Annotated in this window: 18 protein-coding genes, 1 pseudogene and 1 riboswitch; of the genes and pseudogenes, 10 read left to right on the top strand and 9 right to left on the bottom strand. The window is 52.2% G+C overall.

The genetic code is table 11. The annotated features are described in order from the left end of the window. Positions 1 to 99: 99 nt before the first annotated feature. Positions 100 to 702 carry a YadA family autotransporter adhesin gene (locus tag ACESOH_RS06350; RefSeq protein ID WP_373100435.1) on the bottom strand — a complete coding sequence of 201 codons (603 nt, stop codon included), beginning with the start codon at positions 700 to 702 and terminating at the stop codon, positions 100 to 102. On the opposite strand from ACESOH_RS06350, the gene ACESOH_RS06345 reads away from it, so the two are divergent. Continuing rightward, positions 587 to 2941, top strand: coding sequence for a coiled-coil domain-containing protein (locus ACESOH_RS06345; RefSeq protein WP_373100394.1), 2355 nt, complete (start codon positions 587 to 589; stop codon positions 2939 to 2941). The genes ACESOH_RS06350 and ACESOH_RS06345 overlap by 116 nt on opposite strands. Positions 2942 to 3573: 632 nt before the next feature. Here ACESOH_RS06345 and ACESOH_RS06340 read toward each other — a convergent pair. After that, positions 3574 to 3663, bottom strand: a pseudogene (locus ACESOH_RS06340) (ESPR domain-containing protein); the annotation flags it as partial. Positions 3664 to 3984: 321 nt separating this feature from the next. Between ACESOH_RS06340 and pntA the strand changes: the two are divergent. The 3 genes from pntA (at position 3985) to ACESOH_RS06325 (ending at position 7842) form a co-directional block, all read left to right on the top strand. After that, entirely contained in the window at positions 3985 to 5517 is a 1533-nt protein-coding gene (gene pntA, locus ACESOH_RS06335) for a Re/Si-specific NAD(P)(+) transhydrogenase subunit alpha (RefSeq protein ID WP_373100393.1), read from the top strand. 12 nt (positions 5518 to 5529) lie between these two features. Then, positions 5530 to 6993 (top strand): Re/Si-specific NAD(P)(+) transhydrogenase subunit beta, encoded by a 1464-nt coding sequence (pntB, locus tag ACESOH_RS06330; RefSeq protein ID WP_032092993.1) that lies wholly within the window; start codon positions 5530 to 5532, stop codon positions 6991 to 6993. A gap of 261 nt (positions 6994 to 7254) precedes the next feature. Continuing rightward, the gene (locus ACESOH_RS06325; protein ID WP_373100392.1) at positions 7255 to 7842 is read left to right on the top strand and encodes a DNA glycosylase; all 588 of its coding nucleotides are present in this window, start codon (positions 7255 to 7257) and stop codon (positions 7840 to 7842) included. A gap of 44 nt (positions 7843 to 7886) precedes the next feature. On the opposite strand, the gene ACESOH_RS06320 is transcribed toward ACESOH_RS06325, so the two are convergent. The 5 genes from ACESOH_RS06320 to potA form a co-directional block, all read right to left on the bottom strand. After that, positions 7887 to 8270 (bottom strand): hypothetical protein, encoded by a 384-nt coding sequence (locus ACESOH_RS06320; RefSeq protein WP_373100391.1) that lies wholly within the window; start codon positions 8268 to 8270, stop codon positions 7887 to 7889. Between the two features lie 39 nt (positions 8271 to 8309). Next, the gene (locus ACESOH_RS06315) at positions 8310 to 9401 is read right to left on the bottom strand and encodes an extracellular solute-binding protein (RefSeq protein WP_032092990.1); all 1092 of its coding nucleotides are present in this window, start codon (positions 9399 to 9401) and stop codon (positions 8310 to 8312) included. A gap of 143 nt (positions 9402 to 9544) precedes the next feature. After that, complete coding sequence (gene potC, locus ACESOH_RS06310) at positions 9545 to 10312, bottom strand: spermidine/putrescine ABC transporter permease PotC (RefSeq protein WP_373100390.1); 768 nt, start codon at positions 10310 to 10312, stop codon at positions 9545 to 9547. Continuing rightward, on the bottom strand, positions 10312 to 11172 hold the full coding sequence (gene potB / locus ACESOH_RS06305; RefSeq protein WP_032092988.1) for a spermidine/putrescine ABC transporter permease PotB: 861 nt from the start codon (positions 11170 to 11172) through the stop codon (positions 10312 to 10314). The genes potC and potB overlap by 1 nt, the downstream gene beginning before the upstream one ends. Beyond that, positions 11156 to 12274, bottom strand: coding sequence for a spermidine/putrescine ABC transporter ATP-binding protein PotA (gene potA, locus ACESOH_RS06300; protein ID WP_032092987.1), 1119 nt, complete (start codon positions 12272 to 12274; stop codon positions 11156 to 11158). Before potA ends, potB begins: the two co-directional genes overlap by 17 nt. A gap of 287 nt (positions 12275 to 12561) precedes the next feature. On the opposite strand from potA, the gene pepT reads away from it, so the two are divergent. Then, complete coding sequence (pepT, locus tag ACESOH_RS06295) at positions 12562 to 13809, top strand: peptidase T (protein WP_032093024.1); 1248 nt, start codon at positions 12562 to 12564, stop codon at positions 13807 to 13809. Between the two features lie 66 nt (positions 13810 to 13875). On the opposite strand, the gene ACESOH_RS06290 is transcribed toward pepT, so the two are convergent. Both ACESOH_RS06290 and glnE read right to left on the bottom strand, forming a co-directional pair. Beyond that, a complete protein-coding gene (locus ACESOH_RS06290; RefSeq protein WP_373100389.1) occupies positions 13876 to 14814 on the bottom strand; it encodes a bile acid:sodium symporter family protein in 939 nt (312 codons plus the stop codon). 62 nt (positions 14815 to 14876) lie between these two features. After that, entirely contained in the window at positions 14877 to 17819 is a 2943-nt protein-coding gene (gene glnE, locus ACESOH_RS06285; RefSeq protein WP_373100388.1) for a bifunctional [glutamate--ammonia ligase]-adenylyl-L-tyrosine phosphorylase/[glutamate--ammonia-ligase] adenylyltransferase, read from the bottom strand. A gap of 118 nt (positions 17820 to 17937) precedes the next feature. Continuing rightward, positions 17938 to 18027, top strand: a riboswitch (TPP riboswitch). A gap of 55 nt (positions 18028 to 18082) precedes the next feature. Here glnE and thiM point away from each other — a divergent pair. Genes thiM through thiQ form a run of 5 tightly spaced genes read left to right on the top strand, consistent with a single transcriptional unit; the run spans position 18083 to position 22922 of the window. Beyond that, entirely contained in the window at positions 18083 to 18883 is an 801-nt protein-coding gene (gene thiM, locus ACESOH_RS06280) for a hydroxyethylthiazole kinase (protein WP_373100387.1), read from the top strand. After that, entirely contained in the window at positions 18876 to 19682 is an 807-nt protein-coding gene (thiD, locus tag ACESOH_RS06275) for a bifunctional hydroxymethylpyrimidine kinase/phosphomethylpyrimidine kinase (protein ID WP_373100386.1), read from the top strand. The genes thiM and thiD overlap by 8 nt, the downstream gene beginning before the upstream one ends. A gap of 12 nt (positions 19683 to 19694) precedes the next feature. Next, on the top strand, positions 19695 to 20693 hold the full coding sequence (thiB, locus tag ACESOH_RS06270) for a thiamine ABC transporter substrate binding subunit (protein WP_373100385.1): 999 nt from the start codon (positions 19695 to 19697) through the stop codon (positions 20691 to 20693). Beyond that, positions 20693 to 22297, top strand: a complete 1605-nt coding sequence (gene thiP / locus ACESOH_RS06265) for a thiamine/thiamine pyrophosphate ABC transporter permease ThiP (protein ID WP_373100384.1) — start codon at positions 20693 to 20695, stop codon at positions 22295 to 22297. Before thiB ends, thiP begins: the two co-directional genes overlap by 1 nt. Further along, positions 22290 to 22922: a thiamine ABC transporter ATP-binding protein gene (gene thiQ / locus ACESOH_RS06260; protein ID WP_373100383.1), complete on the top strand. Its 633-nt coding sequence runs from the start codon at positions 22290 to 22292 to the stop codon at positions 22920 to 22922. The genes thiP and thiQ overlap by 8 nt, the downstream gene beginning before the upstream one ends. Positions 22923 to 22932 lie beyond the last annotated feature (10 nt).

The raw sequence follows: 22932 nt of genomic DNA, 5'->3' as shown, positions 1-22932 counted from the left end.
GACAGTAAGTTGTGCTGATGCGATGTCGATCTATTTTAGTGGGTTATCAATAAAATTTCACCTACACAATTGTGTAGGTGAAATGTAGCGTTTAGCGGATTATTTCCATTGATATCCGATACCGGCACCGACGTTATAATCGCCCTGTGTTGTTGCACCGGCGCTGACTTTGAAAATCACCTTATTATTATCGGAAAGTTTGGAATAACCGACGGCAACCGCACTTTGACCGTTATAGTTACCCACGCCCATACCGACAAGGTTCGCGCCCGGCTGAGTGACCTGCGGAATATTGGCGATAGCAACCGCTCCGGCGATACCGGCACGCAGTTTACGATCGGTTTTGCGTAAATCGGCAGAAACCTGATCTAACTGACGTTTATTTACCGCGTCGGTCGCTTTGACACCGTCGGCGACATTGGTTACGCGCCGTTCATTTCCGGCACTGCCGACAGAAACCGTATTTGCTTCATTAGCAACGGAATTTGCGCCGATCGCAACGGCATTTTCCGCACTCGCTTGTGCATTCTGACCTACTGCCGTAGCATTTTTCGCACTGGCCCGCGCGTTCTGACCGACGGCAGTGGTGTTTTCAGCGGTCGCTTTCGCTTTATTACCGAATGCGGAGGCATTTGTTTTATTTGCCGTTGAATCCGCACCAAAATTCGTTGTTGAATCATCACCATCATCTTCACCAAGCACTCTCTGCGCAGAACTTGCAGCCGCAGAGGCGGACGACGCGGCGGATGTCGCCGAACTGCTTGCCGAATGTGCCGAGCTTTCCGCACTGGATGCAGAACTTGATGCCGCAGTTGCCGAACTTTCAGCACTGGATGCCGAAGTTGACGCTGCAGTTGCCGAACTTTCCGCGCTGGACGCAGAAGTTGAAGCAGAACTTGCCGAAGTTGATGCCGCTTTTGCCGAGCTTTCTGCACTGGACGCAGAACTTGACGCTGCTTTTGCAGAACTGTCGGCACTGGATGCGGAACTTGCAGCGGCTGTTGCAGAGCTCGAGGCACTAGATGCCGAAGTCGAAGCAGAACTTGCCGACGTTGAAGCTGCCGTTGCGGAACTTGCCGCACTGGATGCAGAAGTCGAAGCAGAGCTTGCAGAAGTCGAAGCGGAACTCGCAGAAGTCGAAGCAGAACTTGCAGAAGTCGAAGCGGAACTCGCAGAAGTTGAAGCGGAGCTTGCCGAAGTCGATGCGGCTTTTGCTGAGCTATCTGCGCTGGATGCCGAACTTGACGCTGCTGTTGCGGAACTTGATGCACTAGACGCAGAAGTTGATGCCTCAGTTGCTGAACTTGCTGCATTGGATGCGGAAGTTGATGCCTCAGTTGCTGAACTTGCTGCATTGGATGCGGAACTTGACGCTGCTGTTGCAGAGCTCGAGGCACTAGATGCCGAAGTCGAAGCAGAACTTGCCGACGTTGAAGCTGCCGTTGCGGAACTTGCCGCACTGGATGCCGAAGTCGAAGCAGAACTTGCCGAGGTTGAAGCTGCCGTTGCGGAACTTGCCGCACTGGATGCCGAAGTCGAAGCAGAACTTGCCGAGGTTGAAGCCTCAGTTGCCGAGCTTGCCGCATTGGATGCAGAAGTCGAAGCACTAGACGCGGAGGTTGAAGCGGAACTTGCCGAAGTCGATGCGGCTTTTGCAGAACTGTCGGCACTGGATGCCGAACTTGACGCCGCTGTTGCAGAGCTCGAGGCACTAGATGCCGAAGTCGAAGCCTCAGTTGCAGAGCTTGATGCTGCAGTTGCGGAACTTGCCGCACTGGATGCAGAAGTCGAAGCGGAACTCGCAGATGTTGACGCAGAACTTGCCGAAGTCGATGCCGCTTTTGCCGAGCTATCTGCGCTGGACGCAGAACTTGAAGCTGCACTTGCTGAACTTTCCGCACTGGATGCGGAGCTTGCAGCGGCGGTTGCCGAACTTGCTGCGTTAGATGCGGAAGTCGAAGCCGCACTTGCGGAACTTGCCGCATTAGATGCAGAAGTGGAAGCCTCAGTCGCTGATGTTGATGCTGCGCTTGCAGAGCTTGCTGCATTAGATGCCGATGTTGAAGCCTCGGTTGCAGAACTTGCCGCATTAGATGCCGAAGTCGAAGCGGAACTCGCAGAAGTTGACGCCGCACTTGCCGAAGTCGAAGCCGCTTTTGCTGAACTTTCCGCACTGGATGCGGAGCTTGCAGCGGCGGTTGCAGAACTGGTTGCACTAGACGCGGAAGTCGAAGCTGCGGTTGCGGAACTCGCTGCACTAGATGCTGAGGTAGATGCTGCGGTTGCGGAACTTGCTGCATTAGATGCAGAAGTTGAAGCTGCGGTTGCGGAACTCGCTGCATTAGATGCGGAAGTTGAAGCTGCGCTTGCAGAGCTTACCGCGCTAGATGCGGAGCTTGCAGCAGCTGTTGCCGAACTTGCCGCATTAGATGCCGAGGTCGAAGCGGAGCTTGCCGAAGTTGATGCCGCTTTTGCCGAGCTTTCGGCGCTGGATGCGGAGCTTGCAGCAGCTGTTGCGGAGCTGGTTGCATTAGATGCAGAAGTTGAAGCGGAGCTTGCCGAGCTTGCGGCGCTTGAGGCGGCGGATATGGCGGAGCTTGCGGCCGATTCTATTTTTTCTAAATTTTCGGTGACGGTTGAAGCGGCTGATGTTGCGATTGATAATGCGGTGCTGGCAGTTGTTGCTGCGGAAGCGGCGGTTGATTGTGCGGCACTGGCTGCGGTTGACGCGGAAATTGCGCCGGCAATGCCCTCTTCAGCCATTTTCTTCACGGCATATAGTTGGCTGCCGTTGACGGCATCGGTAGAGTTTTCGCTGATTTGTCCGGCGGATACATATTGTATTTGGCGGGTGGCGGAACTGGAACCGACGGATACCACGCCGGCGGAAGTGCTTCCGGCAAAATTCAGTGTGGCATTGGTGCCGTTATATTGTTGGTAAGTTAAATTTGAGGTATTTGTTGCTGATGTAGTTGATGAATCAGAACCTAATGCAACGGAATTTTCTATACTTGAATTGGCATTTGCGCCGATAGCAACGGTATTTGTTGTTATTGCCTGAGCATAAGAACCTAATGCGGTGGCTGATTCGCCGGTGGCATTGGCATTTGAACCGAAGGCGCTGGTACCATTTCCATTGGCAGTGGTTTGAAAACCGCCTACTGCGGTAGCTGAATTTTCTCCATCACTACTAGTAGCATTAGCTCTGGAACCAACTGCCAATGCTCTTTTCCCGTCAGTAGTTGCCGAGCGTCCAACAGCCGTTGCTTCTAAACCTTTGGTGGTACTTCCTGCCCCGATTGCAGTACCGCCGGCGTTATATACTTTAGTCTGGTTACCGATTGCAACGGAATCGTCTCCTTCTGCATAAGAATTCTGGCCGGCATTAATACTTTTCCATCCGGCGGTACCGGTAATCATCCCCGCTTCTGCGGTATTGGATAAGGTGAATGTGGCGACGGCGGTTATTGCCAGTAGCGGGGTTAGGCTTTTTGCGGTGATTGGAATCAGTGATGGCGTTAATTTATCTGCTTGTTCGGCGGTATCTTTTTTTATTGATTCTGAAGAGGTAGCTGATGATTTCACTTTCCCCTTGGCAAGTTCGGATACTACTGTCCAGCTTTGAAAAGCATGACTCCAAATTACACGGAAAATTTTATTCATGGATAGATCCTATTAAAGTAATCGTTATAAATGTTAGTTATATTCTTATAAGATTCGGTTATTTAAAGGTCGGTTATTATACTCATTCGGAAGTAGGTTTAACGGTAAGTTAATGTAAAGTTTGGTAAATGTTATTTGCGCGCAGAGCATTGGCCGACTATTTTTCGTTTGCTTTATTGCATTGAAAATAAGAAAAATTTTTTTCAGTTTTTAGTTATTTAATGTTAGAGTTAGAGCGGTTTGACTTTTGTCATAAAGACGGGTTGGGTAGCGCAATCGGTTACTCATAATTTGTAAATCAATCGATTTGAAGGAAACATTATGCTAATTGGTGTACCTAGAGAACTGCTTGATAATGAAAGTCGGGTGGCGGCCACGCCGAAGACGGTTCAGCAAATTTTAAAACTCGGCTTTGAGGTTATCGTAGAACACGATGCCGGTTTTAAAGCCAGTTTTGAAGATCAAGCGTTTGTTGCGGCCGGAGCGAAAATCGGCACGGCTCAGGAGGTTTGGAATGCGGACATTATTTTCAAGGTTAATGCGCCGACAGACGAGGAAATCGCGCTGATCAAAGAAGGTGCGACGCTGGTCAGCTTTATCTGGCGGGCGCAGAATCCGCAGTTAATTGAAAAATTAACCGCGAAGAAAATCAACGTGCTGGCAATGGATGCGGTGCCGCGTATTTCCCGCGCGCAATCTTTAGATGCACTCAGTTCAATGGCGAATATTTCCGGTTATCGTGCGGTGATTGAAGCGGCGCACGAATTCGGCAGCTTCTTTACCGGGCAGATTACGGCGGCGGGTAAAGTGCCGCCGGCAAAAGTGCTGGTGATTGGCGCCGGGGTTGCCGGTTTGGCGGCTATCGGGGCGGCGAACAGCCTGGGCGCGATTGTGCGTGCCTTTGACTCCCGCCCGGAAGTGAAAGAACAGGTGCAGAGTATGGGCGCCAGTTTTCTGGAAATCGATTTCACGGAAGAAGGCGGCAGCGGCGACGGCTATGCGAAAGTGATGTCGGAAGAGTTTAACCGCCGCGCCATGGCACTGTATGCGGAACAGGCCAAAGAGGTGGATATTATTATCACTACCGCGGCGATTCCGGGACGTGCGGCGCCGCGCCTGATTACCAAAGAGATGGTGGATTCGATGAAACCGGGTTCCGTCGTGGTGGATTTGGCGGCGGCGACCGGCGGTAACTGCGACTATACCAAAGCCGGCGAAGTGGTGGTGACTGAAAATCAGGTGAAAGTGATCGGTTATACCGATTTCCCAAGCCGTTTACCGACGCAGTCTTCCCAGCTTTACGGCACCAATCTGGTTAATTTGCTGAAACTGCTTTGCAAAGAAAAAGACGGCAATATCAATATTGATTTTGACGATGTGGTCTTGCGCGGCGTGACCGTGGTGCGTGACGGCGAGGAAATTCCGCCGGCGCAGATTCAGGTTTCGGCGCAACCGCAGCAGCAGGCCAAAGCGGTCGAACCGGCGGCGAAGAAAGAGCAAAAACCGACCGATCCGCGGGTGAAATACGGTGTTATGGCGCTGGCGGGTGCGGCTTTTCTGTGGCTGGGTTCGGTGATGCCGGCGGCGTTTTTATCCCATTTTACCGTTTTCGTGCTTGCCTGCGTGGTGGGGTATTATGTGGTGTGGAACGTCAGCCATGCGCTGCATACGCCGCTGATGGCGGTGACGAACGCGATCTCCGGGATTATTATCGTGGGCGCGCTGCTGCAAATTTCGCAGGGCAATTTCTTTGTCAGCGTACTCGCATTTATCGCTATTTTAGTTGCAAGTATTAATATTTTCGGGGGCTTTAAAGTGACCCAGCGTATGCTTGCTATGTTTAGAAAAGGTTAAGGAGAACAAGCAATGTCTGAAGGTTTGGTACAAGCGGCTTATATTGTCGCGGCATTACTCTTCATTATGAGTCTGGCAGGGCTTTCTAAACATGAAACTGCGAAAGCGGGTTGCTGGTACGGTATTGTCGGGATGACGATCGCGTTGATCGCGACGATTTTCGGGCCGCACTCCGAAGGCACATTCTGGATTATCATTGCCATGATTATCGGCGCGGTGATCGGTATTCATCGCGCATTGAAAGTCGAGATGACGGAAATGCCGGAATTGGTGGCGATTCTGCACAGCTTTGTGGGTCTGGCGGCGGTGCTGGTCGGGTTCAACAGCTTCGGTCTGCACGCGGACGCTGTGTTTGTGGTGCCGGACGGGGTGGAATATGTAACCGAAAGCGCGCAGGCGTTACTGGCGCAGCAAAAAGCGGCGTTCGATGCGGAGCAGGCGGTGTTGGCGAATATCCATAATGTCGAAGTGTTCCTCGGGATCTTTATCGGTGCGGTCACCTTTACCGGCTCGGTGGTGGCGTTCGGCAAATTGCGCGGTATTATCAATTCAAAAGCCTTAATGCTGCCGCACCGGCATAAATTAAATCTGGCGGCGCTGGTGGTTTCCGCCTTATTAATGGTGGCGTTTTTGCAGGCGCCGCATAATATCTTCCCGCTGTTGCTGATGACTGCGATTGCGCTGGCGTTCGGCTGGCATTTGGTGGCGTCAATCGGCGGGGCGGATATGCCGGTGGTGGTTTCCATGCTGAACTCCTATTCCGGTTGGGCGGCGGCGGCGGCCGGCTTTATGCTGAATAACGATCTGTTGATCGTCACCGGTGCGTTGGTCGGTTCTTCCGGTGCGATTCTGTCTTATATTATGTGTAAGGCGATGAACCGCTCTTTCGTCAGCGTGATTGCCGGCGGGTTCGGCAACGATACGGTGGCGTCATCCGACGACGAGCAGGGCGAACACCGCGAAACCACGGCGGAAGAAGTGGCGGAATTACTGAAAAACGCCAGTTCCGTGATTATCACGCCGGGATACGGTATGGCGGTGGCGCAGGCACAATATCCGGTGGCGGAAATGACACAGAAATTACGCGATCGCGGTGTGAATGTGCGTTTCGGTATTCACCCGGTTGCCGGTCGTTTGCCCGGCCATATGAATGTGCTGCTGGCGGAAGCGAAAGTGCCTTATGATGTGGTGCTGGAAATGGATGAAATCAACGATGATTTCGCCGATACCGATGTGGTGCTGGTGATCGGCGCCAACGATACGGTAAATCCGGCGGCGATGGATGATCCGAACAGCCCGATTGCCGGTATGCCGGTGTTGGAAGTGTGGAAAGCGGCCAATGTTATCGTTTTCAAACGCTCGATGGCGGTCGGTTATGCCGGCGTGCAAAATCCGCTGTTCTTTAAAGAAAACACGCAGATGTTATTCGGTGATGCGAAAGAAAGAGTGGATGATATTCTCAAAGCGCTGAGCTGATAAAACGGGAATGGGCGAACGCCCGTTCACCGCTTAAAAAAACCGTTAATATTTCGACCGCACTTTTTAAAGTGCGGTTTTTTGTTTTATCGGCGGGCGCATTTTTTTCGTACGGTAAAGTGCGGTGCGAATTGATGGCGAAAATAAAATACGCAAAGCGGCAAGCCGCAGGATAAAAATACCGCTTTTATGTCAACAGGATTGGGGCGGAAATCTGGTAAGATAAGCCTCAATGTTTTAGTTGCACAATCAGGATAATTTATGTCGAAACCCATTGAAACTCACCCGTTTCCCGCCGTGCTGCCGCCGGATGCCACCGTTATGATGATGGGCAGTTTTCCGCCGAAAGCGGAAAAACGCTGTATGCCGTTTCATTATCCGAATTTCCAAAACGATATGTGGCGGGTGTATGGCGCGGTGTTTTTTAACGATGCCGGTTATTTTCAGGTTGCGGGGGAAAAACGTTTTGATCCCGAACGGATTAAAGCCTTTTTGTATGAACGCGGTATTGCGCTGTGTCCGACGGTCAGAAAAGCGATTCGTGAACAGGATAATGCGTCGGATAAATTTTTAACTATTGTGGAAAAAGTGGATTTAGCCGCCGCCTTAAAGCAAGTGCCGCATTGTCGCTGGTTATTTACCACCGGCGGTAAAGCGACGGAAATTCTGTTGTCGCTGCTGCCGGAAAAGGTAAAGGCGCCGAAAACCAATGAATTTATTCCTTATCCTTACCCGAACGCGGCGTTGCGGTTATATCGCCTGCCGTCCACATCAAGGGCTTATCCGTTGAGTTTTGACAAAAAAGTCGCGGCGTATCAACGCTTTTTTATCCAAGCCGGATTACTTTGACCTTAGCAAAAAGTGCGGTGCATTTTGACGGCGTTTCGGGTAGTTCAAGTTGAGCAAAAAAGTGCGGTGCGTTTTTGTCGAGTTTCAGACAATTCAAGTTGAGCGGAAAGTGCGGTACGTTTTAGCGCAGTTTCGGGCAATTCAAGTTGAGCAAAAAGTGCGGTGTGTTTTAGCGCAGTTTCGGGCAATTTAAGTTGAGCAAAAAGTGCGGTGCGTTTTAGCGCAGTTTCGGGCAATTCAAGTTGAGCAAAAAGTGCGGTGTGTTTTAGCGGTGTTTCGGGCAATTTAAGTTGAGCAAAAAGTGCGGTACGTTTTGACGGCGTTTCGGGCAATTTAAGTTGAGCGAAAAGTGCGGTACGTTTTGGCGCAGTTTCAGACAATTCAAGTTGAGCGAAAAGTGCGGTGCGTTTTGGCGGCGTTTCGGGCAATAAAAATGCCTCCCGCAGGAGGCATTTGGGCGACAATGGTTATTTCGCCGCTTTTAACTTCTGGTAGAATTCTTCGTAATATTGCACCGCATCACCGACGTCATCCTGCCATACGCTGTTTTGCAGAATTTCGGCGGACGGATAAATGGCCGGATCCTGAGTGATTTCGGCAGGCAGCAATTTCAGCGCTTCGACATTGGACGTCGGATAACCGATTTCTTCGGTTAATTGCGCGGCGGTTTTGGCGCCCAACATATAGTTGATCAGTTTATGCGCGCCGTCAGGATTTTTCGAGGTGGCAGGAATCGCCAGCGTATCCACCCAAAGCACCGGGCCTTCTTTCGGGAATACCATGTCTAAAGGCGCCTGTTCTTTTTTGGCGATCCGCACGGAGCCGTTCCATAACTGACCGACGCTGACTTCGCCGGAAATAAAGGAGTTGGCCGGGTTGTCGGAGTTGAACGACAACACGTTCGGACGCAGTTTTAATAATTCTTCATAGGCCTGTTCGATGATTTTCGGATCCTGCGTATTCGGATCCTGACCGATTTTCAGCAATGCGATGTTAAAGACTTCGCGGGCGTCGTCCAGCAGCTGTACTTTGCCGGCAAATTCCGGTTTCCATAAATCGCCCCATGAGGTGAAATCGGTGCCTTTGTAATCGTTGGTGTTGAACGCAATACCCGGCGCGCCTAATAATTGCGGTAACGAATATTTGTTGCCTTTGTCGTAAGGTTTATCCAGCCAATCCGGGTTCAATTCTTTGATAACAGGCAATTTGCTGTGGTCTAACGGCATCAGCATACCTTCGCGCGCCATTTTGGAAACAAAGTAGTTAGATGGTGCGATAACATCGTAACCGCCGGTTTCGCCCTGCGTTTTCAGCTTCGCATACATGGTTTCGTTTGATTCCAGACTTGAAACGATCACTTTAATGCCGGTTTCTTTGGTGAATTCGTCCAGTAAACCGTCCGGCACATATTCCGTCCAGGTATAAAGGTACACGGTGTCGTTTGCCGGTTTGGCCGCTTCCGGCGCACTTGCTTCGGCGGTTTTGCTTTCTTTATCGTTACAAGCGGTAAGGGCAACTGCGATCATTCCTGCTGTGAAAAGACCTGCAAATTTTTTCATTTCTATCATTCTCCTGTTAAGAGTAAAAAAATTAACCGCACTTGCCTGAAGCTGCGGTCATAAAAAACGCCTTGCTGTACTGCGTCAAGGCGTATTTTATGTGCTATGCACGGAATTGTGAAGTATTATTTTGGGCGCGGATTTTATTTCTCTTTTCTTGCCACCAGCTGGCTTAAGATCACCAGTGCAAGGGAGAAAATAATTAAAATCGTTGCCAGTGCGTTGACTTCCGGTGTTACGCCGGTTTTGACCAGCGAGAAAATCTTCAGCGGTAAAATTTCATAGCTTACCCCGCTGACAAAGGAAGAGACCACCACATCATCCAGCGAAATGGTGAAACTCAGCAGCCAGCCGGAAACAATCGCCGGTAAGGCAAGCGGAAAAATGATTTTACGCAGAATCGTCACTTCGCCGGCGCCCAGATCTTTGGCCGCTTCCAGCATTTTGGCATCAAACCCTTTCAGGCGCGAAAACACGGTAACGACTACATACGGCAGACAGAAAGTGACGTGCGCCAGCAGCAGCGACCAGAATCCCAGCGAAATGCCGACAATCATAAATAGTGCCAGTAAGGACACCGCCATGACGATATCCGGCGACATCATGACGATAAACAGCATACCGCTGACCGCCTGTTTGCCGCGGAACCGGTAGCGGTAAAGGGCAATGGCGGTCAGCCCGCCGACAATGGTGGCCAGCGTGGCGGCAAAAAAGGCGATCGTCACCGAATGAATCGCCGCCTGAATCAGCGTGTCGTTGTTAAACAGGCGTTCGTACCAGTTCCAGCTGAAGCCTTTCCAGCTTAATCCGTAACGATCTTCGTTAAAGGAATTGGTGACTAAGATAATGATCGGGATATACAGATACGCGTACACCACCAACATAAAGACATTACGCAGTAAACGGTTCATTATTCCAACTCCATTTTCTTATTCATCAGCTTGCTGGCTTTATAGTAAATAAAGATTAACAGCGCCATTAGCAGGGTCAGCCCGATGCTGATCGCCGAACCGAACGGCCAGTTGCGTGAAATCAGGAATTCGCTCTTAATGACGTTACCGACCAGCAGCACTTTGGCGCCGCCCAGCAAATCGGCCACATAGAACATTCCCATTGCCGGCAGCAGCACCAACAGACAGCCGGCGATAATGCCCGGCATGGTTAACGGCAGAATCACCTTAACGAAACGCTGAAAACCGTTGGCGCCCAAATCCTTCGCCGCTTCCAGCAAACGGTGATCGAGCTTTTCAATGGCGGCGTATAGCGGCAGAATCATAAACGGCAGCAGCAAATAAACCAGACCGATGATTACCGCGGCTTCGGTGTTCAGAATGCGGATCGGCTCGCTGATTAGGCCGAGGCTTAGCAAGGTATTATTCAGAATGCCTTTCACGCCGAGGAAAATTTTCATGCCGTAAATGCGGATCAGCGAGTTGGTCCAAAACGGCAGCACCACTAAAAACAGCAGCAACGGCCGGTATTTCGGGCTGATTTTGGCGATAATAAAGGCAAAGGGATAGCCGACGATCAGGCAAATGATCGTGGCGATACCCGACATGTATAATGAATTCCATACCACCTGCGCATACAGCGGCTCAAATAAGCGGCCGTAGTTTTCAACGGTAAAAGGCAGGGCGTAAAAATTACTGCCGTCGCGGGTCAGAAAACTGACGGCCAGCACCAGAATATTCGGTGCCAGCACAAAGAATATCAGCCACGCAAAGATAATGGCGACAGTGATTTTCTGAAATCGGTTACTGGCTATCTTCATCGCTTAATACGACCTCCCAGCCTTCATGCCAAGTCAACGCCACTTTCTGACCGACCGAGTGATCGATATGCGGATCGTCTTCATTGAAAAATTCGCTGACCGATACTTTCATCTCGTTATGATCCAGAATAATGCTGGATTCCAGCGTCATACCTTTATAAGTGCGGTCGGAAACGTGACCGATTATGGCTTTGGAATGTTCGTTTTCATCCAGTTCTTCAATCACAATATCTTCCGGGCGCAACAACACTTTCAGGCGCTGCCCCGCGGTGACCGGCAGATCGGTATAAATATCGCAGATACGGCCTTCAACGTTCGCTTTCACGGTTTTTTCGCCGGTACGTTCGATGACGCTCGCATCAAACACGTTGATTTCACCGATAAAGCGGGCGACGAACAGGTTTTTCGGATCTTCATAAATCTCGCGCGGCGAACCGTCCTGCTCAATATGCCCTTTGTTCATCACGATAATCCGGTCGGACATCGTCAGTGCCTCTTCCTGATCGTGGGTGACGAAAATAAAGGTGATGCCTAACTGGCGCTGCAACGCTTTCAGCTCGTTCTGCATTTCTTTGCGTAATTTATAATCAAGCGCGGATAAGGATTCGTCCAGCAATAACACTTTCGGCTTATTCACCACCGCACGGGCAATGGCGATACGCTGCTGCTGACCGCCGGAAAGCTGGGTCGGTTTGCGTTCCGCCATCTCTTCCAGACGCACCATGCGCAGCGCGTTCATTACGCGCGGTTTGATTTCGTCGTTCGGCACTTTTTGCATGCGCAGACCGAAAGCCACGTTTTCAAAGATAGTCATATGCGGAAACAGGGCGTAACTTTGGAAGACGGTATTCACGAAACGGCGTTCGGCGGGAACGTCGGTGATATCTTCGCCGTCAAGAATAATGGTGCCCTGATCCAATTCTTCCAATCCTGCAAGCAGGCGTAAAACCGTCGTTTTGCCGCAGCCGGAAGGGCCTAAAATGGTCAGGAATTCACCGTTATTAATGGTGAGGTTAAAGTTGTTGATAATCGTTTTACTATCATAAGACTTAGTCAGAGAACGAAGCTCAATAATCGGTTTACGTTGAACTGAATTTTCCACTAGCTTTGGTTTTCTCCCTAATGTGCCGAGCCTGTCATCGGTATCGAGTAGAAACAAAAAATACTTACAGAAATGCTGTAAGCGGCCTGATAAAAAATGAATGCTAATGATATAGCGATTACCCCGCAATTAAAAGTAATTAATTGTGTTTTAATAAAAAAAAGCCGTTTTTACGGGGTATTTACAGGGTAAATCCGGTATAACTTTGTCATATATCAATATCCGGCGTGGAATCTGTGTATAGAATGAAAATCGTTGATTTCGGTCGGACGGCAAAAGAGAATGCTATGGAAAAAATAACACAATACAGAAACGGAGTGCTGGAGCGTTTTTTGCACTATGTCGGTTTTGACACGCAGTCCAAACCGGGGGCAAAAACCTCACCGAGCAGCGCCGGACAGATGAGACTGGCGAAACATTTGCAGCAGGAATTGTTCGCATTGGGGCTGCAGGATATTGAGGTCAGTAAACATGCCGTGGTGACCGCCTTTTTACCGTCGAACGTCAGCCCGAAAATGCCGACCATCGGCTTTATTGCGCATTTGGATACCTCGCCGCAATGCAGCGGCAAACATGTGCGCCCGGAAGTGATCGAACATTATCGCGGCGGCGATATTTCCCTTGGCGTGGGCGATGAGTTTATCAGCCCGGTGTATTATCATTTCTTGCAGAAACTGGTGGGCAAAACCCTGATTGTCGCCGACGGCAATACCTTACTGGGGGCGGATAATAAAGCGGGAATCGCCGAAATTATGACCGCACTTGCTTATCTGCAAGAAAACCACATTCCTCACTGTAATATTCGCATTGCTTTCACTCCCGATGAAGAAATCGGTTTGGGTATGCATTTCTTCCCGACGGAAAAATTTGCCTGCCACTGGGCTTATACCGTGGATGGCGGCGAAGTGGGCGAGCTGGAATACGAAAACTTTAACGCCGCAAGCGCGCAGGTTACGATTTACGGGCGCAATATGCACACCGGCTCGGCGAAAAACAATATGCAAAATGCCTTAGCGCTGGCGTGCGAATTTCAGCAGGGCTTTCCCGCCGATGAAGTGCCGGAAAAAACCGAAGGCCGGCAGGGATTTTTCCATTTGGAAAGTTTCAGCGGCGATATTGAAAAAGTGGAGCTGCGTTATTTGATCCGCGATTTCGACCGGGTCGGCTTCGAGCAGCGCAAAGCGTTTTTATCCATGCTGGTGGTGGATTTCAACCGTAAGAAAAAACTGCGCAAAAAAGCCGAACTGGTGCTGAGCGATACTTACTACAATATGTATGAAACCATTCAGAAAGTGCCGGCTGCGGTGCATCTTGCCGACAAAGCGATGAAAACATGCGGCATTGAACCGATACATCAGCCGATTCGCGGCGGTACGGACGGGGCGAAACTGGCGGAAAAAGGCATTGCCTGTCCGAATCTGTTTACCGGTGGTTATAATTTTCACAGTAAGCACGAACTGATCACGCTGGAAGGTATGCTGGATGCGGTGAGGGTGATCGCCAAAATCGCCGAACTGGCGGTCAGACCGGTGTAATTCGGCAACAGGTTGATCGGAAAACCCGCTGAGTAGTCATAAATCAGCGGGTTTTTTATGCCGTAATCAGGCTTTGTCGTCGTTTTTCAGATTGGAGAAAATGTTGGCTAAAATCGGGCCGGAAACATTGTGCCAGAAACTGAATACCGCGCTGGGTACCGCGGCGATCGGGTTAAAATGCGCCGCCGCCAGCGCCGCGCCTAAACCGGAATTTTGCATGCCCACTTCAATGGAAATCGCTTTACTGTCCGCATTATTGAGCTTCAGCAGTTTTGCCACGCCGAAACCTATCAGATAACCCAAACAATTATGCAGCACCACGATGGCGAAAATCAGCAGGCCGGATTCAATGATTTTGTCTTTACTGACGGCCACCACCGCCGCCAGAATCAGCACAATCGCCACGACGGAAAGCAGCGGCATGGTACGACTGATGTCGGCGATGCGCTTTTTAAACAGCGCGCGCACCAGCAGTCCCAAAAAGATCGGAAACAGCACCATTTTCAGCACCGACATAAACATTGCCGAGGCGTCGATATCCAGCCATTGACTGGCCAGTACATAGAAAATGGCCGGCGTCAGCAACGGCGCGAGCAGGGTGGAAATGGTGGTGCAGGCGACGGACAGCGCCGTATTGCCTTTGGCCAGATAGGTCATCACGTTAGATGACGTGCCGCCCGGACAGGAGCCGACTAAAATGACGCCGATAGCCAGATCGGCAGGCAGCGCAAAGGCGTTTGCCAGCCCGAAGGCAATGGAGGGCATAATCACGAATTGTCCGATCACGCCGATAAGTACGGCTTTCGGATGTCTGAACACTTCGCCGAAGTCCTGAAAGGTCAGCGTAATGCCCATGCCGAACATCACGATCCCCAGCAAATAAGGAATGTAATGGCGCAGTTCGATAAAATAGTGCGGAAAACAAAATGCCAGATAAGCGAAAATCAACACCCAGAGGGCAAAGGTTTTACTGATAAATTGGGTAAATTTGAGTAGTGCCTGCATGAAAATTATCCTGTGTAAATAAAAAAACTCACAATAGCATAACCGCGTGGTTTTACAATGACCTAACCGAGTAATTGTTGCCAGATTCGGCTGATAAAGGCGCGCTCTTGAGTAAATTCCTGCGCCGACACTACCGGAGGCCGGCCGAGTAGGTTTAAATGGTGAATGCGATCGCGCAAATCCACATAGCATTTTTTCAGCCGTTCACAAACTGGCGCGGAAATGACCGCACTTTCGGCCATCACCTCAAAGATGCGCACATTATCCGACCAGACCGCCAGCGACGGATTTTGCGGCGCATTGGCCAGCACCAGATATTGAGCGATAAATTCGATATCGGTGATACCACCGCGATCGGTTTTGATATTGAATTCATTTGCGCCGCTTCGGCTCAGATGTTGATACATTTTCTCGCGCATCTCGCGCACATCTTGCCGTAAGCCGTCCAAATCGCGCGCTGCCGACAGCACGTTGCGGCGGATATTTTCAAAGCGTTCCCGCAATAACGGCTCGCCGTAAACCGCACGGCTGCGCACCAAGGCCTGCTTTTCCCAAGTCCAGGCCTCGTTAAGCTGATAGTTTTCAAAGGCGGCCAGCGAACAGCCCAGCAGTCCGGCATCGCCGGAAGGGCGCAGACGCATATCCACATCATACAACACGCCGGCGCTGGTATTCATGCTGAAAATACTGACGATTTTCTGCGCCAGCCGCAGATAAAACTGGTGGCTGTCGATGGTTTTTTTGCCGCCGACGGTTTGCCCGCTGCGCGAACCGTCATACAGAAACACCAGATCCAAATCCGATTTATAACCCAGCTCAATGCCGCCCAGTTTGCCGTAACCAATCACCAGAAAACCCCGTTGGTTTTCGCTCAGAAACGCCGGCACACCGAAACGGCGGCTGATCTGCTGCCAGGCGGAATTCACCACCGCATCGATAATGGCTTCGGCCAGAAAGGTCAGATGATCGCTGACTTTCATCACCGGCAGGGCGCCCAGAATATCCGCCGCCGCCACATGCAGCAAAACGGATTGTTTAAACTGGCGCAAACCGTCGATAAACTGCTCTTCGTCATCCGGCGGCAGACGCAGCAGATAGCGCCGCAATTCGGCGGGATACTGGCGGTAAGCCACGGGATTGAGCAGCGCGTTGCGATCCAGCAATTCATCCAGCAGAATCGGATAGCGTGCCACTTGCGCGGCGATCATTTCCGATTGTGAACACAGTTCGATTAGCTGGGTCAGCGCCTGCGGATTTTCCACTAACAGTTCCAGATAGGTGGTGCGGGTGACGATTTTATCCACAATATTGAGCATGCGCGGCAGTAGCGCCTGATACTGCTGATGACAAAACACCTGCGCCAACAGCACCGGCATTAATTGCGCCAGCACCACATGACCGCGGCTGCCGATGGCGCGGTGCGATAAATCCGTGCGGAATTGCGCCAGTTTGGCAATAATCTCGGCGTGATATTGGGCATCGATCCCGTTGCTGCGCAGCATGTCTTCGATGTCTTCCTCGTTGAGATCCGCCTCCAGAAAATCATGCCAGCCATTGGCCTGCGTATGATTTTCTTTTTCATCTTCTTCCCCGATTAAATGATGAAAAACCGACCGCACTTTTTGTTGATGAGATTGTAATACGGCGTAAAAATCTTCCCAGTTTTCAATCGGATAACGAATTTCTTCGATTTGTCCCTGCGGATTTTGCTGGGTGAAACAGGCGCAGGCGGCGATTAAACGGCGACGATCGGCCTCATCGGTGGGCAGCAGTTGGGTTTGCTGATCGTTTATCGCCTGCAGCACATTTTCCACCCGCCGCAGAAACAAATACGCCAGACGCAATTGTTCCGCCTGCTGCGTGCTGAGCAATTGTAAGGCGGCAAGCCGCGGCAGCAGGGGTAATAGTTGCTGGCTTTGCAGGCTGATTTCCCGCCCGCCGCGGATCAATTGAAACACCTGCACGATAAATTCGATTTCCCGAATGCCGCCGGCGCCGAGTTTGATGTTGTCGGTTAAGCCGCGGCGACGCACTTCGCGTTCGATTTTGCCTTTCATCTCCCGCAGCGCCTGAATCACACTGAAATCAATGTAACGGCGGTACACAAAAGGGCGCAGCAGTTGCTGCAACGTCTTAACGTTCGGATCCTGCGGATCGGCACCCAGAATCCGCCCTTTGAGCATGGCGTAACGTTCCCAGTCGCGCCCCTGTTCCTGATAATACTGTTCCATGGCATTAAAGCTGAGCGCCAGCGCGCCGCTGTCGCCGAAGGGGCGCAAACGCATATCCGTACGATATACGAAACCGTCCGGCGTGTATTGATCCAACGCGTTAATCAAACGCTGACCCAGACGGGTGAAAAATTTGCTGTTTTCCACCGCCCGACGGGCACCGACGGTTTCGCCGTTAGCGGGATAAGTGAAAATCAGATCAATATCGGATGAAAAATTCAGCTCGAACCCGCCGAGTTTTCCCATTCCCAGAATATACAGCTGCTGCGGTTTGCCGTCCTGATCGACCGGCGTGCCCATTTCTGCGCAGGCCTGCACATACAGCCAATCCCGCGCGGCGATAATCAGGCTTTCCGCCAGCTGCGATAAGCGCAGCAAAATCGCTTCCACCGTGCCGGCATTGAGGCTCTGGCAGATGCTGAGCCTAGCCAGTTCCCGATAGCGAAACCGGCGCAAGCTGTTATACAGCTGGGCTTCGGTTTGCACCGGCGCCAGCAATTCCCGCAATTGTTGGGCGTAATTGCCGCACTGCTCAAGTTGCGGAATATGCTGCCAGCATTGGTGCAAAAAGTGCGGTTGTTTTTGCAGTACTTCGGTGCAGAATGTCGACATCGCCGCCGCATAGCCGAGTCGGGCGAGCGGCGTGTCGGGATTTTGCAGCGTCTGTGCAATTTGGCGCTCGGTGTCTTCAGTGTAATGTTCGGGAAAATAAACGCGCAGCAGCGCGGCGAATTGACGCAATGTGGCGGCGCAAGGCGGAAGGGACGGCGGCATAGAAAATCCTTATGTAAAAAACGGCATGGCGAAATTGTAAGGGAAATCGGCGGCGTTGGCGATATAAAACTGTGTGTCAAAGGTATTGTTTCGCCGCGCCAAACATTATAGACTTAAGCGCTGTTAGTCGGGGTGCCGAGATGGCTGAGATGATACCCGTGAACCTGATACAGTTAATACTGACGTAGGAAACTAATTGTCCGATTTGCCTTTCTATACCGTCAATATTGCTGGTCATTCTTTTTTCACTGAAAGGAAAAACTATGCAATTCAATACGATCAATCTTATTCGTGAACATCAGCCGCTGGTGCATTGCATGACCAATCTGGTGGTCGCCAATTATACGGCGAACGGTTTGCTGGCGCTGGGCGCCTCGCCGCTGATGTCGCTCAATCCGGCGGAGGCGGCGGAGATTCCCCGCTTTGCGCAGGCGTTGCTGCTGAATATCGGCACCTTAAACGGTACCGATGTGGAGGCGATGAGTCTGGTGGGACAAAGCGCCAATCGAGTGGGTATTCCGGTGGTGCTGGATCCGGTGGGCGTCGGTGCGACCCAATGCCGGCGGGCGGCGGTACAACGGCTGCTGGCGGAGGTGCAATTTGCGCTGATTCGCGGCAATGCCGGTGAAATCGCCGCATTGGCGGGAATCGACTGGCAGGCGAAAGGCGTGGATGCCGGCTGCGGTGAGGCTGATCCGGTACTGGCGGCGAAACGTGTAGCCGAGCGCTATCGTTGCGTGGTCGCGCTCAGTGGCGCAACCGATGTCATCAGCGACGGTGTTCAGGTCGCCAAAATTACCAACGGCACGCCGTTATTGCCGCGGGTTACCGGCTCCGGCTGTTTATTGGGCGCGGTGTGCGCCGCCTTTGCCGGCGTGGTTGAAAAAACGGATTATTTTCAGGCCTGCGTCGAGGCTTGCACGCTGTACGCCGTTGCCGGTGAATTGGCGGCGGCAGGGTTATTGCCTACCCAAACCGGTTCATTTTGCACCGCACTGTTAGATCAGCTGGCGGCGGTCAGCGCGCAACAGGTGCGCCAACGCGCGGAGGTGAACTATGTCTAATATTCCTCAGGCGTTGACTATCGCCGGCTCCGACAGCGGCGGCGGTGCCGGTATTCAGGCGGATCTGAAAACCTTCCAGATGCGCGGTGTGTTCGGAACGACGGTGATCACCGCGATAACGGCGCAAAATACGCTGGGCGTGTTTGATATTCATGCCGTTCCGCTGCCGACAATTGAAGCGCAGTTGCAGGCGGTGGCGCAGGATTTTGCGATCGCGGCGTTTAAAATCGGAATGTTGGGTAGCGCCGAGGTAATTGAATGTGTCAGCGCCGCATTGAAGCGGTATCGCTTCGGCCCGCTGGTGCTGGATCCGGTGATGATTGCAAAAGGCGGCGCGCCTTTATTGCAGCAAAATGCCGTCAGCGCGATGAAAGCTGCCTTGTTGCCGCTGGCGGAAGTGCTGACCCCGAATTTGCCGGAGGCGCAGGCACTGACCGGGATCGACATTATCGATGACGACAGTGCGCAGCGTGCCGCCGCCTGTTTGCAGGAACTGGGAGTAAAAAACGTGGTGATCAAGGGCGGTCACAGCGCTGATTCGCGCAGCCCGTTGTGCCGTGACTGGATCTTTACGCCGACGGAACGGTTTACCCTGCAAAGCGAACGCTATCCGACCCGTCATACGCACGGCACGGGCTGTACCTTTTCCGCCTGTATTACGGCGGAGCTGGCGAAAGGTCAGTCGGTGGAGGCGGCGATTCGCACCGCCAAAGATTTCATTACCGCCGCCATCAGCCATCCTCTCGGCATTGGCCACGGACACGGCCCGACCAATCACTGGGCTTATCAGCAAGGATAATCAGGAGATGCTATGTTTCAATTAAAATCCGTCTTATTTCTGACCGCACTTTGCGCGACGGCCTGCGCCGTGCAGGCGCAAACGGTAAACGTATATACCTACGATACTTTCACGTCGGATTGGGGCGCCGGGCCGAAAGTGAAAACCTTGTTTGAGCAGGCTCACACGCAATGTCAGGTCAATTATGTTTCGTTTGACAGCGCCGGCACCTTATTTAACCGCGTGCGGCTGGAAGGGCGGAAAACCGCTGCTGATGTAGTGCTGGGGCTGGATAATTATATGCTGGAGGAGGCGCGCAAAACCGGCCTGTTCGCTGAAAATCAGGTGGATCTGAATGGGCTGGCGTTGCCGTCGGACTGGCAGGACAACACCTTTTTGCCTTATGATTTCGGGCAATATGCGTTTATTTACGATAAAACCAAACTGCAAAATCCGCCCGCCAGCCTGAAAGACTTGGTGGAACGCCGGGATTTGCGCGTGATTTATCAGGATCCGCGGGTCAGCAGCGTCGGGCGCGGTCTGGTGCTGTGGATGAATGCGGTGTATCCGGCGGAGCAGGTTGCGCAGGCATGGCGCACGCTGGCGCAGCATACGGTCACGGTGGGCAAGGGCTGGTCGGAGACTTACGGTGCGTTTTTGCAAGGCGAGGCGGATTTGGTATTAAGTTATAACACCTCTCCGCTGTATCATCTGTTGCAGGAGCAAAAAGATCATTACGCGGCGGCGGAATTCAGCGAAGGCGGCGTGTTGCAGATTGAAGTGGCGGCACTGGTGGCGAATCGGGACAATGCCTGTGCCGGGCAGTTTCTACAGTTTTTAATCAGCCCGGCGGCGCAAAAGGAAATCGCGCTGAATAACGTGATGCTGCCGGTTATTCAGACGGAAATCGAACCGCACTTTGATGCCTTAACCGCCCGTCAGCGACAAGCGCCGGTATTGGATACCCTGAAGCTGAGTCCGGAACAGGTCAAACGCTGGATCCACACCTGGCAGATCAGCCTGACCCGATAATGGCACGGCGATTTACCGGCCGTTTCTGGCCGCGCGATTATTGGGGCGGTATCGGCGTTATCCTGTTTTTAGTGCTGTTTTACGCCGTTGCGTTGCAGGCGGTATTTGCCGCCGGCGGACAATACGGCTGGCAGGATGTGCGGCATGATGACTATCTGCGGCATATTATCGCTTTCAGTTTTGCTCAGGCCGCCTTGTCGGCGCTGTTATCCGTGCTGATCGGCGCGCTGTTCGCCAGAGCCTTTTTTTATCAGAAACTGGTGCTGAAAAATGCGGTATTACGGCTGTTTTCCCTCACCTTTGTGCTGCCGGCGCTGGTGGCGGTTTTCGGCTTAATGGGCGTTTACGGCCATGCCGGCTGGCTGGCGCGGCTGAGTGCGTGGCTCGGTTTTCAGTGGCGGCCGGAGATTTACGGCTTAAGCGGTATTTTAATCGCTCACCTGTTTTTTAATATTCCCCTTGCCGCGCGCCTGTTTTTGCAGGTACTGCACAGTATTCCGCACCAGCAGCGTCAGCTGGCGGCACAGCTGAATATCCGCGGCTGGCGCTTTATCCGTCTGATTGAACTGCCCTATCTGCGTCAGCAGCTGCCGGCGGTTTTCGCGCTGATTTTTATGCTGTGCTTCACCAGTTTTACCATTGTGCTGACGCTCGGCGGCGGCCCGCAATATACCACGCTGGAAGTGGCGATTTATCAGGCCGTTATCTTCGAATTCGATTTACCCAAAGCCGCGCTATTCGCCCTGCTGCAATTCGGATTTTGTTTTATGCTGTTTGCCGTTATGAGCGGGTTAAGCAAAACGCCCGACAGCCATGTGCACAGCACGGCATTGTGGCGGGATAAGCAGTCAAGTGCGGTCAGAATCTGGCAGATTTTCTGCATTACGGCGGTGTTGCTGTTTATTCTGACGCCGTTATTCAGCATTATCGGCGCCGCACTTCGCGCAGACGCGTTGTTCAGCGCGTGGCGCAATCCGCAGCTATGGCGCGCGCTGGGCTATTCTTTGTCGATTGCGCCGGCTTCCGCGCTGACGGCGCTGGGATTTTCTCTGTTGCTGTTATTGTTATCCCGTCGTTTGCGCTGGCGCTATCATGTGGCGCTGGCCGACGGAATCATCAATGCCGGCATGCTGATTCTGGCGATACCGACGTTGGTGCTGGCGATGGGGCTGTTTATTCGTCTGCAGGATATGGATTTCGGTCGTATTCAGCTGTTTCTGGTGGTCGTGATGTGCAACGCGCTGGCGGCGATGCCGTTTGTTCTGCGGGTGCTGACGGTACCGATGAATAACAATATGCAATATTACGAGCGGCTTTGTCAGTCGCTGGGCATTCGCGGCTGGCAGCGCTGGCGCGTGATCGAACGGCATACCCTGCGCGCGCCGCTGCGCTACGCCTTTGCCTTGGCCTGCGCCTTATCATTGGGCGATTTTACGGCGATTGCGCTGTTCGGCAGTCAGGATTTTACTTCTCTGCCGCATTTACTGTATCAGCAGCTGGGGCATTATCGCGGGCAGGATGCCGCTGTAACCGCGTTGCTGCTGTTATTATTGTGTGGCGGTATTTTTATGTTGGTGGAGCAAAAACATAACCACGATGATTAAACTTAATGTGCATTTCAATTATCCGGCCATGCCGATGGATTTCAATCTGCATATCCGGGCGCGGGAAAAAGTGGCGCTTATCGGCCCGAGCGGGGCGGGGAAAAGCACGCTGCTTAATCTGATCGCCGGTTTTGCCCGGCCGGATCGGGGCGAAATCTGGCTGAACGGCGTAAACCATACCCATTCCGAGCCTTATCTGCGGCCGGTTTCCATGTTGTTTCAGGAAAATAATTTATTCGCTCATTTAAGCGTGCTGCAAAATATCGCACTGGGCATAAAACCGACGCTGCGGATTAGCGCCGCCGAACGGCAGCAGATTGAACGGGTGGCCGACGCGGTAGGATTAAGCCCGTATCTGGCGCGCTTGCCGAAGGCATTGTCCGGCGGGCAGAAGCAGCGGGTGGCGCTTGCCCGTTGTCTGCTGCGCGCCAAGCCGATTTTATTGCTGGACGAACCGTTTTCCGCCCTTGACCCCGATTTGCGCGTGGATATGCTGAATCTGCTGGATACGCTGTGCGCGCAAAAAAACATGACATTGCTGCTGGTGACCCATCAACCGGCGGAATTACGCGGCAGAATTGATCGGATGATCAGGCTTGAGCAAGGTAAGATCTGTGAGAATTGATTGTCATGCG

Source organism: Necropsobacter rosorum (assembly GCF_964241405.1).
GTDB lineage: Bacteria > Pseudomonadota > Gammaproteobacteria > Enterobacterales > Pasteurellaceae > Necropsobacter > Necropsobacter rosorum.
Note: the sequence above shows the minus strand (reverse complement) of the source record. Positions and strands in the feature narration are given on the sequence as shown.

Coding starts and splice junctions, on each gene's coding strand:
- pntA (WP_373100393.1), top strand. CDS start 3,985: ATGCTAATTGGTGTACCTAGAGAACTGCTTGATAATGAAAGTCGGGTG.
- pntB (WP_032092993.1), top strand. CDS start 5,530: ATGTCTGAAGGTTTGGTACAAGCGGCTTATATTGTCGCGGCATTACTC.
- ACESOH_RS06325 (WP_373100392.1), top strand. CDS start 7,255: ATGTCGAAACCCATTGAAACTCACCCGTTTCCCGCCGTGCTGCCGCCG.
- ACESOH_RS06315 (WP_032092990.1), bottom strand. CDS start 9,401: ATGAAAAAATTTGCAGGTCTTTTCACAGCAGGAATGATCGCAGTTGCC.
- potC (WP_373100390.1), bottom strand. CDS start 10,312: ATGAACCGTTTACTGCGTAATGTCTTTATGTTGGTGGTGTACGCGTAT.
- potB (WP_032092988.1), bottom strand. CDS start 11,172: ATGAAGATAGCCAGTAACCGATTTCAGAAAATCACTGTCGCCATTATC.
- pepT (WP_032093024.1), top strand. CDS start 12,562: ATGGAAAAAATAACACAATACAGAAACGGAGTGCTGGAGCGTTTTTTG.
- ACESOH_RS06290 (WP_373100389.1), bottom strand. CDS start 14,814: ATGCAGGCACTACTCAAATTTACCCAATTTATCAGTAAAACCTTTGCC.
- glnE (WP_373100388.1), bottom strand. CDS start 17,819: ATGCCGCCGTCCCTTCCGCCTTGCGCCGCCACATTGCGTCAATTCGCC.
- thiM (WP_373100387.1), top strand. CDS start 18,083: ATGCAATTCAATACGATCAATCTTATTCGTGAACATCAGCCGCTGGTG.
- thiD (WP_373100386.1), top strand. CDS start 18,876: ATGTCTAATATTCCTCAGGCGTTGACTATCGCCGGCTCCGACAGCGGC.
- thiB (WP_373100385.1), top strand. CDS start 19,695: ATGTTTCAATTAAAATCCGTCTTATTTCTGACCGCACTTTGCGCGACG.
- thiP (WP_373100384.1), top strand. CDS start 20,693: ATGGCACGGCGATTTACCGGCCGTTTCTGGCCGCGCGATTATTGGGGC.
- thiQ (WP_373100383.1), top strand. CDS start 22,290: ATGATTAAACTTAATGTGCATTTCAATTATCCGGCCATGCCGATGGAT.